16 protein-coding genes, 1 other RNA gene and 2 pseudogenes are annotated in these 16,201 nt (G+C 68.2%); 17 read left to right on the plus strand and 2 right to left on the minus strand.

Annotated elements, in window-relative coordinates; all coding sequences use genetic code 11:
• Window positions 1-8: 8 nt before the first annotated feature.
• Window positions 9-1,697 carry a methyl-accepting chemotaxis protein gene (locus ACWPN3_RS28020; RefSeq protein ID WP_492240211.1) on the plus strand — a complete coding sequence of 563 codons (1,689 nt, stop codon included), beginning with the start codon at window positions 9-11 and terminating at the stop codon, window positions 1,695-1,697.
• Window positions 1,698-1,777: 80 nt separating this feature from the next.
• On the opposite strand, the gene gap is transcribed toward ACWPN3_RS28020, so the two are convergent.
• Both gap and tkt read right to left on the minus strand, forming a co-directional pair.
• The gene (gene gap, locus ACWPN3_RS28025; protein ID WP_492261863.1) at window positions 1,778-2,785 is read right to left on the minus strand and encodes a type I glyceraldehyde-3-phosphate dehydrogenase; all 1,008 of its coding nucleotides are present in this window, start codon (window positions 2,783-2,785) and stop codon (window positions 1,778-1,780) included.
• A 59-nt stretch (window positions 2,786-2,844) separates the two neighbouring features.
• Window positions 2,845-4,840, minus strand: a pseudogene (gene tkt, locus ACWPN3_RS28030) (transketolase).
• Between the two features lie 398 nt (window positions 4,841-5,238).
• Here tkt and ACWPN3_RS28035 point away from each other — a divergent pair.
• The 16 genes and pseudogenes from ACWPN3_RS28035 to tolB all read left to right on the plus strand — a co-directional run bounded on the left by ACWPN3_RS28035 (window position 5,239) and on the right by tolB (window position 16,086).
• Complete coding sequence (locus tag ACWPN3_RS28035) at window positions 5,239-5,463, plus strand: hypothetical protein (protein WP_109448310.1); 225 nt, start codon at window positions 5,239-5,241, stop codon at window positions 5,461-5,463.
• Between the two features lie 4 nt (window positions 5,464-5,467).
• Window positions 5,468-5,776 (plus strand): cell division protein ZapA, encoded by a 309-nt coding sequence (locus tag ACWPN3_RS28040; protein ID WP_109448308.1) that lies wholly within the window; start codon window positions 5,468-5,470, stop codon window positions 5,774-5,776.
• A gap of 14 nt (window positions 5,777-5,790) precedes the next feature.
• A non-coding RNA gene (gene ssrS / locus ACWPN3_RS28045) (6S RNA) lies at window positions 5,791-5,954 on the plus strand.
• Between the two features lie 65 nt (window positions 5,955-6,019).
• Window positions 6,020-6,604 (plus strand): 5-formyltetrahydrofolate cyclo-ligase, encoded by a 585-nt coding sequence (locus tag ACWPN3_RS28050; protein ID WP_492240213.1) that lies wholly within the window; start codon window positions 6,020-6,022, stop codon window positions 6,602-6,604.
• Between the two features lie 22 nt (window positions 6,605-6,626).
• The gene (locus tag ACWPN3_RS28055) at window positions 6,627-7,451 is read left to right on the plus strand and encodes a TIGR00282 family metallophosphoesterase (RefSeq protein ID WP_492240214.1); all 825 of its coding nucleotides are present in this window, start codon (window positions 6,627-6,629) and stop codon (window positions 7,449-7,451) included.
• 28 nt (window positions 7,452-7,479) lie between these two features.
• Window positions 7,480-7,959 (plus strand): DUF29 domain-containing protein, encoded by a 480-nt coding sequence (locus ACWPN3_RS28060; protein WP_492240215.1) that lies wholly within the window; start codon window positions 7,480-7,482, stop codon window positions 7,957-7,959.
• 202 nt (window positions 7,960-8,161) lie between these two features.
• A complete protein-coding gene (locus ACWPN3_RS28065) occupies window positions 8,162-8,914 on the plus strand; it encodes a YebC/PmpR family DNA-binding transcriptional regulator (protein ID WP_492240216.1) in 753 nt (250 codons plus the stop codon).
• 81 nt (window positions 8,915-8,995) lie between these two features.
• Window positions 8,996-9,487 (plus strand): annotated as a pseudogene (gene ruvC, locus ACWPN3_RS28070) (crossover junction endodeoxyribonuclease RuvC); the annotation flags it as partial.
• Window positions 9,488-9,643: 156 nt separating this feature from the next.
• On the plus strand, window positions 9,644-10,048 hold the full coding sequence (locus ACWPN3_RS28075; protein ID WP_492261906.1) for an endonuclease domain-containing protein: 405 nt from the start codon (window positions 9,644-9,646) through the stop codon (window positions 10,046-10,048).
• Complete coding sequence (gene ruvA / locus ACWPN3_RS28080; RefSeq protein ID WP_492261864.1) at window positions 10,045-10,671, plus strand: Holliday junction branch migration protein RuvA; 627 nt, start codon at window positions 10,045-10,047, stop codon at window positions 10,669-10,671. Before ACWPN3_RS28075 ends, ruvA begins: the two co-directional genes overlap by 4 nt.
• Complete coding sequence (ruvB, locus tag ACWPN3_RS28085; protein WP_492261865.1) at window positions 10,668-11,741, plus strand: Holliday junction branch migration DNA helicase RuvB; 1,074 nt, start codon at window positions 10,668-10,670, stop codon at window positions 11,739-11,741. Before ruvA ends, ruvB begins: the two co-directional genes overlap by 4 nt.
• The gene (gene ybgC / locus ACWPN3_RS28090; protein ID WP_492261866.1) at window positions 11,734-12,213 is read left to right on the plus strand and encodes a tol-pal system-associated acyl-CoA thioesterase; all 480 of its coding nucleotides are present in this window, start codon (window positions 11,734-11,736) and stop codon (window positions 12,211-12,213) included. Before ruvB ends, ybgC begins: the two co-directional genes overlap by 8 nt.
• 57 nt (window positions 12,214-12,270) lie before the next feature.
• Entirely contained in the window at window positions 12,271-13,005 is a 735-nt protein-coding gene (tolQ, locus tag ACWPN3_RS28095) for a protein TolQ (RefSeq protein WP_492240219.1), read from the plus strand.
• A gap of 3 nt (window positions 13,006-13,008) precedes the next feature.
• The gene (locus tag ACWPN3_RS28100; RefSeq protein WP_109051801.1) at window positions 13,009-13,491 is read left to right on the plus strand and encodes an ExbD/TolR family protein; all 483 of its coding nucleotides are present in this window, start codon (window positions 13,009-13,011) and stop codon (window positions 13,489-13,491) included.
• Window positions 13,492-13,507: 16 nt separating this feature from the next.
• Window positions 13,508-14,731, plus strand: a complete 1,224-nt coding sequence (locus ACWPN3_RS28105; protein WP_492240220.1) for a hypothetical protein — start codon at window positions 13,508-13,510, stop codon at window positions 14,729-14,731.
• A gap of 2 nt (window positions 14,732-14,733) precedes the next feature.
• Window positions 14,734-16,086, plus strand: a complete 1,353-nt coding sequence (gene tolB, locus ACWPN3_RS28110; protein WP_109095397.1) for a Tol-Pal system beta propeller repeat protein TolB — start codon at window positions 14,734-14,736, stop codon at window positions 16,084-16,086.
• Window positions 16,087-16,201 lie beyond the last annotated feature (115 nt).

The following is a 16,201-nucleotide window of genomic DNA, read 5'->3' on the forward strand; positions in this document are numbered from 1 at the left end:
GATAGCCCATGAGCGCACTGAAACTGACCCTGCGGGCGAAGCTGTCGGCCTTGGTCGTGCTGGCTGGCGTCGTGTCCATCGCGATGGCCGTCGCCGCTCTTTGGCTCGACCAGCGGAACATGCTGGACGAGCGCAAGGAGACCTTGCGCTCCGTCGTCCAGACCGCTCACGGATTGGCAGTTGGATACGAAGCCGAAGTCAAGGCGGGACACCTGACGCGCGAACAGGCTTTCGAGCGGTTCAAAGCCAACCTGAACACCATGTTCTACAACGGCAAGGACTACATCTTTGTCCAGAACATGAACTACCAGACGGTCATCCATCCGGTCCGCCCCGACGTCATCGGCAAAGACCAGCGCGACAATAAGGACGCCAACGGCGTTTATTTCGTCCGGTCGTTGGTCGATACCGCACGGACCAAGGGTGATGGGTTCGTTGAGTACATGTATCCAAAGCCCAACACCGAAGTGCCGCTGCCCAAGCTCAGCTATGTCAAGATGTTCGAGCCCTGGCAACTGCTGATCGGTACCGGTGTCTACATCGACGATCTGGACGCCCGCTTCGCCAGCAGCCTGTGGACCATGGCGGCCATCGTCGGCGGGCTCGCGCTGCCAGTTGTGGGGCTGATCGCACTGGTCGGCAACTCGATCAGCCGGCGCATCCGCCGCCTGTCCGGTGCCATGCGGGCGCTCGCCGACGGCAACCTGTCCGTCACCGTGCCGGAAACGGAGAGCGGCGACGAACTGGGCGACATGGGCCGTGCGGTCCAGGTGTTCCGGATCAATGCCGAGGCGAGCCGCCGGCTGGAGGCCGAACAGGCCGAAGCCGCCCGCCGGGCCGAGGAGGAGAAGCGCCGGTCGATGGACCGGCTGGCCGCAAAATTCGAGGGGACGGTGGGCGGCATGATCCGCTCCGTCTCCACCACCACCGACGCGCTGGGGCAGAAGGTGCGGGCGATGTCGCAGGCGGCGGAGCAGACCAGCCAGCTGGCCGGCATCGTCGCCAGCGCCAGCGACGACACCGCCGCCAATGTGCAGACCGTCGCCGCCGCGTCGGAGGAACTGACCGGCTCCATCGTCGAGATCGGCCGGCAGGTGTCGGAAGCCAGCCGCGTCGCCGGCGAGGCGGTCGGCATGGCGCAGCAGGCCACCGGCCGCATCGGCAGCCTGGCCGAGGCGGTCGAGCGGATCGGCACCGTGGTCGGGCTGATCAACTCCATCGCCGGCCAGACCAATTTGCTGGCGCTGAACGCGACCATCGAGGCGGCGCGGGCAGGGGAGGCCGGCAAGGGTTTCGCCGTCGTCGCCAGCGAGGTGAAGGCGCTGGCCAACCAGACGGCCAAGGCGACCGACGAGATCGGCGGCCAGATGAGCGGCATCCAGACGGTGACCGGTCAGGCGGTGACGGAAATCCAGAAGGTGGCGGCGGTGATCGAGCGGCTGAGCGGCATCGCCACGGCGATTTCCGCCGCGGTCGAGCAGCAGAACGCCGCAACCGCGGAGATCACCCGTTCGGTCCAGCAGGCCGCCGCCGGCACCGGCGAGGTGTCGAGCAGCATTTCCGGCGTCACCGCCGCGTCCGACGAGAGCGGCCGCACTGCCCGCGAACTGGTCGACGCGCTCGGCAAGCTGACAAGCGAGGCGGCCGGGCTGAACGCGCAGGTCGGCGACTTCCTGGCGACGGTGCGGGCGGCCTGAGGGCGGCCTGGGAACAGGTTGTCTCAAAGAAAAAAGGCGCCTTCCGTGGGGAAGGCGCCTTTTTCTTGCCGAAGCGAGGCTTACTTGGCGTTCGCCATGGCGACGGCGGTGTCGCTCATGCGGTTGGAGAAGCCCCACTCGTTGTCGTACCAGGTCATGATGCGGACGAAGTTGCCGTCGATGACCTTGGTCTCGTTCAGCGCGAAGATCGAGCTGTGCGGATCGTGGTTGAAGTCGGTCGAGACCAGATCCTCGGTGTAGGCCTCCAGCACGCCCTTCAGCGGGCCGTTGGCGGCGTCGGAGATCGCCTTGGTGATCTCTTCGACCGAGGTGGCGCGCTTGGACGTGAACTTGAAGTCGACGACCGACACGTTCGGGGTCGGAACGCGCATGGCGGTGCCGTCCAGCTTGCCCTTCAGCTCCGGCAGGACCTTGCCGACAGCCTTGGCCGCACCGGTCGAGGTCGGGATCATGTTCAGGGCCGCGGCGCGGGCGCGGTGCAGATCCTTGTGGTTGGTGTCGACGATCCGCTGGTCACCCGTGTAGGAGTGGATCGTGGTCATGAAGCCCTTCTCGATGCCCACCAGGTTGTGGAGGACATGCGCGACCGGCGCCAGGCAGTTGGTGGTGCAGGACGCGTTCGAGACGATCTTGTGCTCGGCCGTCAGCTTGTCGTGGTTGACGCCGTAGACGACGGTGATGTCCTCGTCGGTGGCCGGGGCCGAGATCAGCACCTTCTCGGCGCCGGCTTCCAGATGCTTGGCGGCGTCGGCGCGCTTGGTGAAGATGCCAGAGCACTCCATGGCGATCTGGACGCCCAGATCCTTCCACGGCAGCTTGGCCGGGTCACGCTCCTGCACGACCTTGATGGAGTGGCCGTTGACGATCAGGACGCCGTCGCCGGTCTCGATGGTGCCGGGGAAGCGGCCGTGGACGCTGTCGTACTTCAGCAGGTGCGCGTTGGCCTTCAGATCGGCGAGGTCGTTGATCGCCACGACCTCCACGTCCTTGCGGCCGCTCTCGTAGATGGCGCGCAGAACCAGACGGCCGATGCGGCCAAAACCGTTGATCGCTACCCGTACAGCCATGACTTCCTCCAGTTGGATATGGGGCGCCCGAATTCGGCTGGACGCCCCTTCGGCTTCTCTCAGAGACGCGCCTTAACGGCGTCCACGACCGCTTCGGCGGTGATGCCGAAGTGCTTGTACAGTTCCTGGTAGGGGGCCGATTCGCCGAAGCCGGCCATGCCGACGAAGGCGCCCTTGTCGCCCAGCCAGCGGTCCCAGCCCAGACGGATCGCCGCCTCGACGCCGACGCGCACGCCGGTGCCCAGCACGGATGCCTTGTACGCATCGTCCTGGCGCTCGAACAGTTCCCAACTCGGCATAGACACAACGGCGGTGCCGATGCCCTGGGCCTGCAGCGCCTTGCGGGCCTCCACCGCCAGCGACACTTCCGAGCCGGTGGCGAGGATGGTCGCCTTGCGCTCGCCCTCGGCCTCGACGATCACGTAGGCGCCGCGGGCCGACAGGTTTTCGGCGGTATGCTCGGTGCGCAGCGTCGGCACGTTCTGACGGGTCAGCGCCAGCACCGACGGGGCACCGGTGGCCTCCAGCGCGATCTGCCAGCATTCGGCGGTCTCGACCGCGTCGGCCGGGCGCAGGACCAGCAGGTTCGGGATGGCGCGCAGCGCGGCCAGATGCTCGACCGGCTGGTGGGTCGGGCCGTCCTCGCCGAGACCGATCGAGTTCGTGGGTCATCACGAAGACGGTGCGCTGCTTCATCAGCGCGGCCAGACGGATGGCCGGACGGCAATAGTCGGCGAACTGCATGAAGGTGCCGCCGTAGGGGATGATGCCGCCATGCAGCGTCATGCCGTTCATCAGCGTCGCCATGCCGTGCTCGCGCACGCCGTAGCGGACGTAGCGGCCGGCGAACTCGCCCTTGCCCTTCACGTCGGCGGTGTTCTTGACCTTGGTGTTGTTCGACGGGGTCAGGTCGGCGGAGCCGCCGACCATCTCCGGGATCGCCGGCACCAGGACTTCCAGCGTGTTGCCGGAGGCGACGCGGGTCGCCCAGCTCGGCTTCTCGGCGCTGACCTTCTGCTTGAAGGCGACGATGGTGTCGGTCAGCGCGCTCGGCACGCCATGGCTGAACGCCTCGTCGAAGGCCTTGCCGGCCTCGGCGCTCAGGGTGGCGCGGCGGCTGCTCCAGGCATTGTAGGCCTCGGCGCTGCGGGTCCCGGCGGCGCGCCAGGCGGACAGTACCTCGTCGGGAACGACGAAGGCCTCATGGGTCCAGCCGATGGCGGTGCGGGTCGCGGCGATCTCGTCGGCGCCCAGCGGCGAGCCGTGGCAGGCGTGGCTGTTGGCCTTGTTCGGCGCACCCTTGCCGATGATGGTGCGGCAGGCGATCAGCGTCGGCTTGTCGGTGGAGGTCCGCGCCTGGGCGATGGCCTTCGACACGGCGTCGGTGTCGTGGCCGTCGACGGCGATGGTGTTCCAGCCGTATGAGCGGAAGCGCGCCTGGGTGTCGTCGGTGAAGCTGAGGTCGGTCGTGCCGTCGATGGAGATGTGATTGTCGTCCCACAGCACGATCAGGCGGTTCAGCCCGAGATGGCCGGCCAGCGAGCAAGCCTCGTGGCTGACGCCCTCCATCAGGTCGCCGTCGGACGCGATGACGTAGGTGAAGTGGTCGATCAGCTCGTCGCCGAAGCGGGCGTTGGTGATCCGCTCGGCCAGCGCCATGCCGACGGCGGTGGAGACGCCCTGGCCCAGCGGGCCGGTGGTCATCTCGATGCCGAGGCTGGGGTCGACTTCCGGGTGGCCGGGGGTCAGGCTGTGCAGCTGGCGGAAGCGCTTGATCTGGTCGATGGTCATCCGCTCGTAGCCGGTCAGGTAGGCCAGCGAGTAGAGCAGCATCGAGCCGTGGCCGGCCGACAGCACGAAGCGGTCGCGGTCGGCCCAGGTCGGGTTCTTCGGATCGAACTTCAGGAACTGCGTGAACAGGACCGTGGCGACGTCGGCCATGCCCATCGGCATGCCGGGGTGGCCGGACTTCGCGGCCTCGACCGCGTCCATGGAGAGCGCGCGGATCGCGCTGGCCATCGTGTGGAGGGAGGGCTGGGCGGAGTCAGCGGACATCTGGCGTTTCCTGCGGGTCGGACGCGGTTGCGGCGTCGGCAACGGTGGTTGCGCGGTCGCCGGAAGAGGCGCCGCGAAACGGGCGCACCATGCAGAACCGCCGTCCGCAGGTCAACATGGGATTGGGGTAGGGAAGGGCATGGCAGAGGCCCCTCGTCCGTGTGGGACGCCCCGCACCCGTTAAGGGTTCGAAACCGATGCGTCGGTTGCGGCGTTCCGTCACGCCCCGGTATTCGGTATGGGCATTCGGTGGAAGAGTCCGTCGTGATGGTTGACGCGGTCGGCGTGCCGGCCCAACTCTATGCGCTCCGATAAGGCAGCGGCTCGGCTTGGCGGAAAGCCGGTCCGGGTCCGCGGCCCGTCGAACATGACGTGCCCACAGGTCGAGGTTGACGTCCATGGATTCCCTGAAAGCTGCTCTCGACCGTCTCGGCCGCGCCGTGGAACGTCTCGACCATGCCGCCGCCGCCCGCGAGGAGCGGGTGGTCCGACGGGAGCAGGATCTGTCCCAGGCGCTGGAAACCGCGCGGGCGGACCGGGCGACCGCCCAGGCCACCGCGGAGGCGGTGTCGCAGCGGCTGGAGGTCGCCATCGCCCGACTGCAACACGTGCTGGAGAGCTGACGCCATGGCGCAGGTCGATATCGAGGTGAATGGCCGCTTCTACCGCATGCTGTGCGAGGACGGGCAGGAGGGCCGGCTGCGCGAGCTTGCGGCCTATGTGGACGACCGCCTGCGCCGTCTGACCGGCGGCGGGCGCAGCGGGTCGGAAGCACAGATGATGCTGATGACCTGTCTGGTGCTGGCCGACGAGCTGCAGGACGTGATGTCCGGCAAGGGCATCGCCCCCTCGGTGGACGAGGGCGCGGTGGTCGTCGAACTCGATCGTGTCGCAAAACGCATCGAAGAGGTTGCCGCGCGGCTCGAGCGCGCCTAGATTGGTGCACGGAAGGACCGCTGCCTGGTTCGACAGGCTGCAATAATCCCCAGGGCCGATAACCTTGAACTCTAGGGAGCTGTCCCTGTCCGGCCCATCGGGCCGGGTACACGGCGCCCACCTGCTCATGCAGGCCATGGAGGATAGGCACATGGCCACCGGCCGAGGCGGCGCCTTCCACCCTCTTTCCGGGCCTCCCCGTTCCGGGGACTCCCTCGTTCCTCCCTCCGCACGCAGTCCACGATGACCGATCCGCAAGCCAAGGACGCCGCCCGACGCGAGGCGCGCGCCCGGCGCGACGCCATCGCCGACGGCGACCGCTCCACTGCCTCCGCCGCCGTGCGCGACCGCATCGCCGAACTGGCGCGGGACGGCCATCTGCCGCGCGGTGCCGCCGGGGGATATTGGCCGTTGGGCTCGGAACTCGACGCGCGGCCGGCTTTGCTCCATCTTAAAAACCTCGGCCATGCGGTCGGGCTGCCGGTCTCCGGGCCGCGCGGCACCGCGCTGCTGTTCCGCGACTGGGATCCCCAGGCGCCGATGGCGGCCGGCCGCTACGGCATCCAGGAACCGGCGGAGGGGCGCGCGGCCCTGCTGCCGTCGCTGCTGCTGGTGCCGCTGCTGGCCTTCGACCGCTCCGGCCACCGGTTGGGCTATGGCGCCGGCTATTACGACCGGACGCTGGACGGCCTGCGGGCAGGCGGCGCGGTGGTCGCTGTCGGCGTGGCCTTCGCCGCGCAGGAGATGCCGGCGGTTCCGGTGGACGGCCATGACGAGCGGCTGGACTGGATCGTGACGGAGCGCGAGACGCTCCGCATTCATAAGTGAGCTTTTCTGGAAGGTTGGGGCGATGCGGATTCTGTTCTTCGGCGATGTGGTGGGCCGGTCCGGGCGCGAGGCTGTGCTGGCGCATATGCCGATGCTGCGCGAGAAGCTGGACCCCGACCTGACGGTGGTGAACGGCGAGAATTCGGCCGGCGGCTACGGCGTCACCGTCAAGATCGCCGAGGAGTTCTTCGAGGCCGGCATCGACGTGGTGACCCTGGGCAACCATACGTGGGACCAGAAGGAACTGGTCTCCACCATCGAGCAGCAGCCGCGCATCGTCCGCCCGGTGAACTACCCGGAGGGCACGCCCGGCCGTGGATACGTCCTGCTTCAGGCGCGCGGCGGCCGGAAGGTGCTGGTCGTCAATGTGCTGCTGCGCCTGTTCATGGAGCCGATGGATGACCCCTTCGCGGCGGTGGACCGGGTGCTGAAGGCCCATCGCCTCGGGCCCGGGGGCGTCGATGCCGTGCTGATCGACATGCATGGCGAGGCGACCAGCGAGAAGATGATCATGGGGCATTTCTGCGACGGCCGCGCCTCGCTGGTGGTGGGCACCCACAGCCATGTGCCGACCGCCGACCACATGGTCCTGCCGAAGGGCACCGCCTACCAGTCCGATGCCGGCATGTGCGGCGATTACGACAGCGCCATCGGCATGAAGAAGGAGGTGGCGCTCGCCAAGATGGTGCGGAAGCTGCCGACCGAACGGCTGTCGCCGGCGGAAGGCGAGGGCACCGTCTGCGGCTGCTACGTCGAGACCGACGACCGCACCGGGCTGGCGGTCCGCATCGAGCCGCTGCGCATCGGCGGGCGGCTGAGCCGGGCCTTGCCGGAACGGACGCAGTAAGGTGGTCACGGCTTAGGGGGCGCGGTCCATGGGGTTCCAGGCCAAATACGACAAGGATTTCTACGCCTGGGCGATGGAGCAGGCTGCACGGCTGCGCGAGGCTGCGGCGTCGGGAGCCAGCTTGCCGTTGGACTGGGAGAACCTTGCCGAGGAAATTGAGAGCATAGGGCGCCGCGAGCAGATCGAGGTCACGTCCCGGCTGGCCCGCATCATCGAACATCTGCTGATGCTTGAGCTATCGCCCGCCGACTGGCCGCGCAACGGTTGGAAGCGGTCGGTGAACCAGCAGCGGACGTCATTGACCCGCGTGCTGCGCGACAGTCCAAGCCTGAGTGCCAAGCTGGACGAATTTCTGCCCGATGCCTGGGTGGATGGGAGGCAGGATGCGTTGTTCGGCCTGGAAGCCGACTGCCTGTTCGACCGCGACCTGCCGCGCGAATGCCCGTATCGTCTGGGAGAACTGCTCGATCCTGAGTTTTGGCCGGACAATCAGAGCGGGAACCAATAGGGGCTTGCGCCAGTAAGAGTCCGTGATGGAGCCCTTGGCAAAAGCGGCCAAGCCGCGCCGCAATCTCGCCATATTGACTTTCTAATCCCGTGGGTGTCGTCTCCCGCGCCGAAAAGGTGCGGTGGAGCGGCAGACCTGTTACATGTGTCGTGCGCTTAACCCCGCCCGATTGACCAATTCCGTTTCGAGGCTCGTTCGACCCATGGCCGGTCATTCCCAGTTCAAGAACATCATGCACCGCAAGGGCGCGCAGGACGCCAAGCGGTCCAAGATCTTCAACAAGCTCGCCCGCGAGATCACCGTCGCCGCCAAGAGCGGCCTGCCGGACCCGGCGGCCAACCCGCGCCTGCGCGCCGCCATCCTGGCCGGACGCGCGCAGAACATGCCGCGCGACCGCATCGACCGCGCCATCAAGCAGGGCACCCCCGGCGGCGGCGACGACGCGAACTACGAAGAGGTGCGGTACGAGGGCTACGGCCCCGGCGGCGTCGCCCTGATCGTCGAGGCGCTGACCGACAACCGCAACCGCACCGCCGCGGAAGTGCGCTCCAGCTTCACCAAGTACGGCGGCAGCCTGGGCGAGACCAACTCGGTCAGCTTCATGTTCAGCCGCATCGGTGCGATCTTCTATCCGGCCGCCGCGGCCGACGCCGACGCCGTGTTCGAGGTGGCGCTGGAGGCCGGTGCCGACAACGTCGAATCCGACGAGAACGGCCACGAGGTCACCACCACGGTGGAGAATTTCGGCATTGTGCGCGATGCGCTGGAGGCCAAGTTCGGCGGTGCGGAGAGCGCACGCCTGACCTGGCGTCCGCTGAACACCGTCGCGCCGGGCGAGGACGCCGCCGCCAGCCTGCTGAAGCTGCTGGACGTGCTGGAAGACAACGACGACGTCCAGGTGGTCGAAGGCAACTTCGACATCTCCGACGAGCTGATGCAGAAGCTGACCGCGTAAGCTGAACGCGGGTCTTGCAAGCGGAGAGCGGGTGCCGTGTTTGCGCGGGCAGGACGAAGTGAGGCGACGGTGCCTTCGCCGGTGCGGCTGCTGGGGATCGACCCCGGATTGCGCCACACCGGCTGGGGCATCATCGACGTGGCGGGCAACCGCCTGAGCCACGTCGCCGACGGCGCTGTGCATTCCGACGACCGCTGTCCGCTGGCCGAGCGTCTGGTGCAGCTCCACGACGCCCTGTCGGCGGTGGTGGAGCGTTACCAGCCCGACGAGGCGGCGGTAGAGGAGACCTTCGTCAACAACAACGCGGTCTCGACGCTCAAGCTGGGACAGGCCCGCGCCGTGGCCCTGCTGGTGCCGGCCCAGGCCGGGCTGGCGGTGGCGGAATACGCCAACAACATGGTCAAGAAGGCGGTCGTCGGCCAGGGTCGCGCCGAGAAGGCGCAGGTCCAGACGATGGTGCGCCTGCTGCTGCCCGGCTGCGAGATCGCCTCGCCGGACGCCGCCGACGCGCTCGCCATAGCGATCTGCCATGCGCACCACCGTGCAAGCTGGACGATGTGGCGGCGGGGCGGCGACACCACGGGGAAGCAAACCCTCTCCCCCCGGGGAGAGGGCAGGGTGAGGGGGATGCACAGCGCTCCTCTCCCAAGAGTCCACGCAGCGCTTCCCCCTCACCCCGACCCTCTCCCCGGGGGGGAGGGGGATGGTCCCCTGGGGCGAGTGGAGGATATGGCGAGCATCGCAAAGGCGAAGCCAGCCGATTACATAACCGGGCGCGCGCGAGACCTGCGGATGAACGCCACGGACGTGGAAAAGATCGTCTGGCAGAAGCTGCGCAATGCCCAGCTCGGCGCGAAATTCCGGCGGCAGGAGCCGATCCTGGGCTTCGTCGCCGACTTCGTCGCCCACGACCATCGCCTGATCGTCGAACTGGACGGCGGCCAGCATGCCGAGCAGCGCGCCGCCCATGACGAGCGGCGTGCGCGCATGCTGGAGCAGGCCGGCTTCCGCATCCTGCGCTTCTGGAACACCGACGTGATCGACAACCTAGACGGCGTGCTGGAGACCATCCGCGCGCGTCTCGAAGAGACCCCCATTCTTCGCAGCCAGCCTTCGGGCCGGGAGTTCCCATGATCGCCAAGCTGACCGGCATCGTCAATTCCACCGGCACCGACTGGGTCGTGCTCGACGTGAACGGCGTCGGTTACCTGCTGTCCTGCTCCAACCGCACGCTGTCGCGCCTGGCGGTGGGAGAGCGGGCGTCGCTGGTGGTCGAGACCTTCATCCGCGAGGAACGCATCGTCCTGCACGGCTTCGGCGACCAGGCCGACCGGGAGTGGTTCAAGCTGCTCACCACCATCCAGGGCGTCGGCGCCCGGCTGGCGCTGTCGATCCTCGGCGTGCTCGACCCCGACCAGCTGACCCGCGCCATCGCGTCCCAGGACAAGACCGCGCTGGTGCGCGCCGATGGCGTCGGGCCGAAGGTGGCGGCGCGCATTCTCAACGAACTCAAGGACAAGGTCGGCAATCTGGCGCTCGGTCCGGCGGCGACCGCGGGCGCGCCGGCAGGCAAGGGCGCCCCCGCCGCCGTGCCGGGCGCCACCCCGGCGCTGGCCGATGCGGTGTCGGCGCTGGTCAATCTCGGCTATGGCCGGTCGGAGGCCTTCGGCGCGGTCGTCGCCGCCGGGCGGGTGCTGGGCGATGATGCCGGCGTGTCCGATCTGATCCGCCAGGGCCTCAAGGAACTGAGCCAATGAGCGATCCCAACCACGACCGTCTCGTCCAGCCGGGCCAGGGCCACGGCAATTCGGCCGAGGCGTCGATCCGCCCGCTGTCGCTCGCCGAATTCATCGGCCAGCGGCAGGCGCGCGAGAACCTGTCGATCTTCATCCAGGCCGCCCGCTCCCGCAACGAGGCGCTGGACCATGTGCTGCTGTTCGGGCCCCCCGGCCTCGGCAAGACCACGCTGGCGCAGATCGTGGCGCGCGAGCTGGGCGTCGGCTTCCGCGCCACCTCCGGCCCGGTCATCGCGCGGGCCGGCGATCTGGCGGCGCTGCTGACCAACCTCCAGCCGCACGACGTCCTCTTCATCGACGAGATTCATCGCCTTAATCCCGCCGTGGAAGAGGTGCTCTATCCCGCCATGGAGGATTTCCAGCTCGACCTTATCATCGGCGAAGGCCCGTCGGCACGGTCCATCCGGATCGACCTGCCGCCCTTCACCCTTGTCGGCGCCACGACGCGCAGCGGCCTGATCACGCGCCCCTTGCGCGAACGCTTCGGCATTCCCGTGCGCCTGCAATTCTACGAGCCGGACGAACTGGAGCTGATCGTGCGCCGCGCCGCCGGCGTGCTCGGCATGGGCATCACGCCCGAGGGCGCGCGCGAGATCGCCAACCGGGCGCGCGGCACCCCGCGCGTGTCGGGCCGGCTGCTGCGCCGGGTGCGTGATTTCGCCGCGGTCGCCGGCGTCGAGGAGGTCGACAAGCGCGTTGCCGATGCCGCCCTGACCCGGCTGGAGGTTGACCGGTTGGGACTCGACAGCATGGACCGCCGCTATCTCGGGCTGGTCGCCACCAATTATGGCGGCGGGCCGGTCGGCGTCGAGACGCTGGGGGCGGCGCTGGGCGAACAGCGCGACGTGCTGGAGGAGGTGGTGGAACCCTACCTGATCCAGCAGGGCTTTTTGCAGCGCACGCCGCGCGGGCGCATGCTGACCGACCAGGGCTTCCGCTATCTCGGGCTCAACCCGCCGAACGCGCCGCTTCGGCAGCTCGACCTGTTGGACCGAGTCCCCGACCCGACGGAGGGGGATGGCGATGAGTGACGCTCCCGCTCTCTCGGGATGGTTCGCGGAGGACGGCACGCACCGGTATCCGCTGCGGGTCTATTACGAGGACACCGACGCCGGCGGCATCGTCTACCACGCCAATTACCTGCGATTCGCGGAGCGGGCGCGCACGGAGATGCTCTCCCTGATGGGCTTCCGTCAGAGGGAGATGGCCGAGGGTTTGGGCGATGTCACAGGTGTGTCATTTGCGGTACGGCGCCTGACCATCGATTTTGACGCCCCTGCCAAGCTGGAGGACACGCTTGAAGTGGAAACCCAAATCGTCGATATCCGCGGTGCCTCCTTCGCAGTTGCACAAGTCATTCGCCGCGACGGTCGCGTGCTGGCGCGCGCCGACCTGCAGCTGGTGACGATCAACCGGTCAGGTCGGGCCGTGCGCCTTCCCGAACCGGTGAAAGCGGCGATGGAGACGCTGCATGCCAAGCAGACCACGCCTGCCCACTCTTAACCGACCGTTTTCCTTCCACATCCCCGTGCCAACAGCGCAACCGCGAGACTGACTGCGATGGACGCCCTGCAAACCGCCCAGCTGGCCGGCAATGCCGCCGCCACGACGGCACATGAGATCACGATCCTCGGCCTGTTCTGGCAGGCCGACGCGGTCGTCAAGATCGTGATGATGATGCTCGTCGTCGCCTCGATCTGGTGCTGGGCGATCATCATCGAGAAGCTGATGCGCATCCGCCGGCTGAACGCCCAGGCCAACTCCTTCGAGGAGGCCTTCTGGTCCGGCGGGTCGCTCGACGCGCTGTACGACCGCATCGGCCAGACCCCGGCCGACCCGATGGCGGCGACTTTCGCCGCCGGCATGCGCGAATGGCGCCACGCCGCCGACCGCGGCATCGGCGGCACGATGAAAAGCTCGCTGCAACAGCGGGTGGAACGGGTGATGGCGGTGACCATCGGCCGCGAGATGGCGCGGGCCGAACGCTACATGACCTTCCTGGCCTCGGTTGGCTCGACCGCCCCCTTCATCGGCCTGTTCGGCACGGTGTGGGGCATCATGAACTCCTTCACCTCGATCGCCGGCTCGGGCAACACCAGCCTCGCCGTGGTGGCGCCGGGCATCGCCGAGGCGCTGTTCGCCACCGCCATGGGCCTGCTGGCCGCCATCCCGGCGGTGCTCTCCTACAACAAGTTCTCCACCGACCTCGGCCGCTACGCCGACCGGCTGGACACCTTCTCGGGCGAGTTCTCGGCGATCCTGTCCCGCCACCTCGAGGAGCGGGGAGCCGCCTGAACCATGGCCGGACAACTCGCAGGCAAATCCCACGGCCGCGGCAAGCGCCGGGGCTATCGCGCGATGGCAGAGATCAACATGACGCCGTTCATCGACGTCATGCTGGTCCTGCTGATCGTCTTCATGGTCGCCGCCCCGATGCTGACCGTCGGCGTGCCGGTCGACCTGCCCAAGACCAACGCCGCTCCGCTGGAGCAACAGAAGGATCCGCTGTTCGTCACCGTGCAGACCGACGGCCGCGTCTTCGTCCAGGAGACGCCGGTCGAGCTGGCCAACATGGTGCCGCTGCTGATCGCGGTCACCAACAACAACCCCGAGGCCCGCATCCTGGTCCGCGGCGACGCCAAGATCGCCTATGGCAAGATGCTGGAGGTGATGGGCACCATGAGCGCCGCCGGCTTCAAGAAGGTCGGGCTGGTCGCCGAGATGCCCAACGGCCCGACCGCGTCCAGCGCGCGGGTCGGCGCGCCCAAGCCGGCGCGTTGAGGCGGGCGGAACTCCCATGCGCAAGCCCCTGATCGCCTCGGCGGTGCTGCACGTCGCGCTGGTCGCGCTGATGGTGCTCGGCATGCCGCCCAGCGATCGCAAGCTCGAGATCGCCTCCTCGATCCCGATCGAGATCGTCGACGTCGGCGAGATCACCCAGGCTGCCCGCGTCGAGAAGGGCGAGCCGAAGCCGGCCACCGCCGCCCGTCCGCCGATGCCCGAGGCCAAGCCCGCCCCGCCGGCGCCGGAACCGCCGGACGAGGAGGACGAGCCGCCTCCGCCCCCGCCTCCGCCGTCCAAGACGCCGGAGCCGCCGAAGGTCGCCCAGGTGCCGCCGCCCCCGCGCGAGCCGACGCCGCCGCCCAAGCCGACCCCGTCGCCCCCGCCGCCTCCACCGCCACCCCCGCCGCCTCCGCCCCCGGATCCGGCGCCGTCGCCGACTCCGAAGCCGCCGGAGCCTCCCAAGCCCGAGCCGCCGAAGCCGGAACCGCCCAAACCGGAACCGCCGAAGCACGAGCCCAAGCCCGAGCCTCCGAAACCGGAGCCTCCCAAGCCCGAGCCGAAAAAGCCCGAGCCTCCCAAGCCGGAACCGCCGAAACCGGAACCGCCCAAGGCGGAGCCGAAGAAGCCGGAGCCTGCCAAGGAGGTCGCGAAGGCCGAGCCGCCGAAGGATGCCAAGGCCGAGACGAAGAAGGCGGATGCGCCGGCCAAGCAGCCGGAGAAGCCGTCGGCCAAGGCCGACCCGCTGTCCGACCTGCTGTCGAACGTCGGGAAGATCAAGCCGTCGGACAACCCGAAGGCTGACGGCAAGGCATCGGCCAGCGCCAACAGCGACGCCAAGCCCAGCCAGAAGACCGCGTCGGCGGCTCCGGCCGGGGCGGCCAAGGCAACAAACGGCCCCGACAAGCCGTTCAAGCCATCCGGCCGCGCGTTGGACGCCATCCGCGGCCAGCTGAGCAAGAACTGGAACTTCGACAGCGGCCGCAAGGACGCCGGTTCGATGCAGATCGAGATCCATGTGGAGGTCGGCCGCGACCACAGCGTGGTTCGCGCCTGGATCGACGACAAGTACAGGTCGCGCTACATGTCGGATGCCGCCTTCCGGGCGTCGGCCGACGCGGCGGTGCGCGCGGTCAAGCGGTCCAGCCCCCTGGAGCTGCTGACCAGCGAGTTCACGCCGCAGACTTATGAAGATTGGCGCTTCATCGTGTTCAATTTCGACCCGAGGGACATGTTCTGACCATGACGACGAAGACGAGGCTTCTGTTGAAGCTGGCCGGGGCCACCGGCGCGCTTCTCCTCTCCCTCGGCGTTGCCGCTCCGCAGGAGGCGCGCGCCGAGTTGCGCATCGACATCACGCGGGGCGTGTCCGAGCCGCTGCCCATCGCCATCACCAGCTTCGCCGGATCGGGCGGGCGCGATGCGCAGATGGGCGCCGACATCTCCAAGGTGATCTCCGACGACCTGGAGCGCTCCGGCCTGTTCAAGCCGCTGGACCCGCGCGGCTTCCTGCAGACGCCGGACCAGCTGCGCAGCGGCGAGCCGCGCTACCAGGACTGGAAGGCGCTGGGCGCCCAGGCCCTGGTCGCCGGCAACACCACCACGGGCGCCGACGGCCGCATGAAGGTCGATTTCCGCCTGTGGGACGTCGCCGCCGGCCAGTACATGCAGGGGCTGAGCTACAGCGCCTCGCCGCAGGAATGGCGCCGCATCGCCCACATCGTGGCCGACGCCATCTATAAGCGCCTGACCGGCGAGGACGGCTATTTCGACACGCGCATCGTCTATGTCGCCGAATCCGGCCCGGCGAACGCGCGCAAGAAGCAGCTGGCCATCATGGACCAGGACAGCGCCAACCATCAGTTCCTGACCGACGGCCAGACCCTGGTCCTGACGCCGCGCTTCTCGCCGACGTCCCAGGAAATCACGTACATGTCGTACTTCAACAAGAAGCCGCGCGTGTACCTGTTCAACATCGACACCGGCCGCCAAGAGGTCCTGGGCGACTTCCCCGGCATGACCTTCGCCCCGCGCTTCTCGCCGGACGGCAACAAGGTCATCATGTCGATGGCCCAGAATGGCAACACCGACATCTACACGCTGGACCTGCGCACCCGCCGCCAGACCCAGCTGACCGATGCGCCGGGCATCGACACCGGCCCCAGCTACTCGCCGGACGGCCAGCGCATCGTCTTCGAGTCGGACCGCGGCGGCACCCAGCAGCTCTATGTCATGGGCGCCGACGGCTCGGGCGTGAAGCGGCTGACCTTCGGCGAGGGCCGGTACGGTACGCCGGTGTGGTCGCCGCGCGGCGACCTGATCGCATTCACGCGCCAGCGTGGTAGCAGCTTTGCAGTTGGCGTAATCCGTCCGGATGGGACGGGGGAACGGATCCTGACCGAAGCCTTCCACGTCGAGGGTCCGACCTGGGCCCCCAACGGCCGAGTCATCATGTTCTTCAAGGACTTGCCGTCGGGTGACGGGCGTGGCCGCAACGCAAAGCTGTACAGCATCGACATCACCGGCGCCAATGAGCGTCGCGTGAGCACCCCGGTCGATGCGTCGGACCCCGCGTGGTCGCCCTTGATTCCCTAGTGGAGTAGCCCTATTTTGCGGCCACGCGGGAGCAATGCTCAAGACAAAGGTCGAACGTCGTCTTTTCGTCGGGGATTGGCGGAAAGAAGCGGCTCCTGTGCAGACAAAGTTCGAC

It is taken from the genome of Azospirillum sp. UENF 111221, assembly GCF_058780625.1.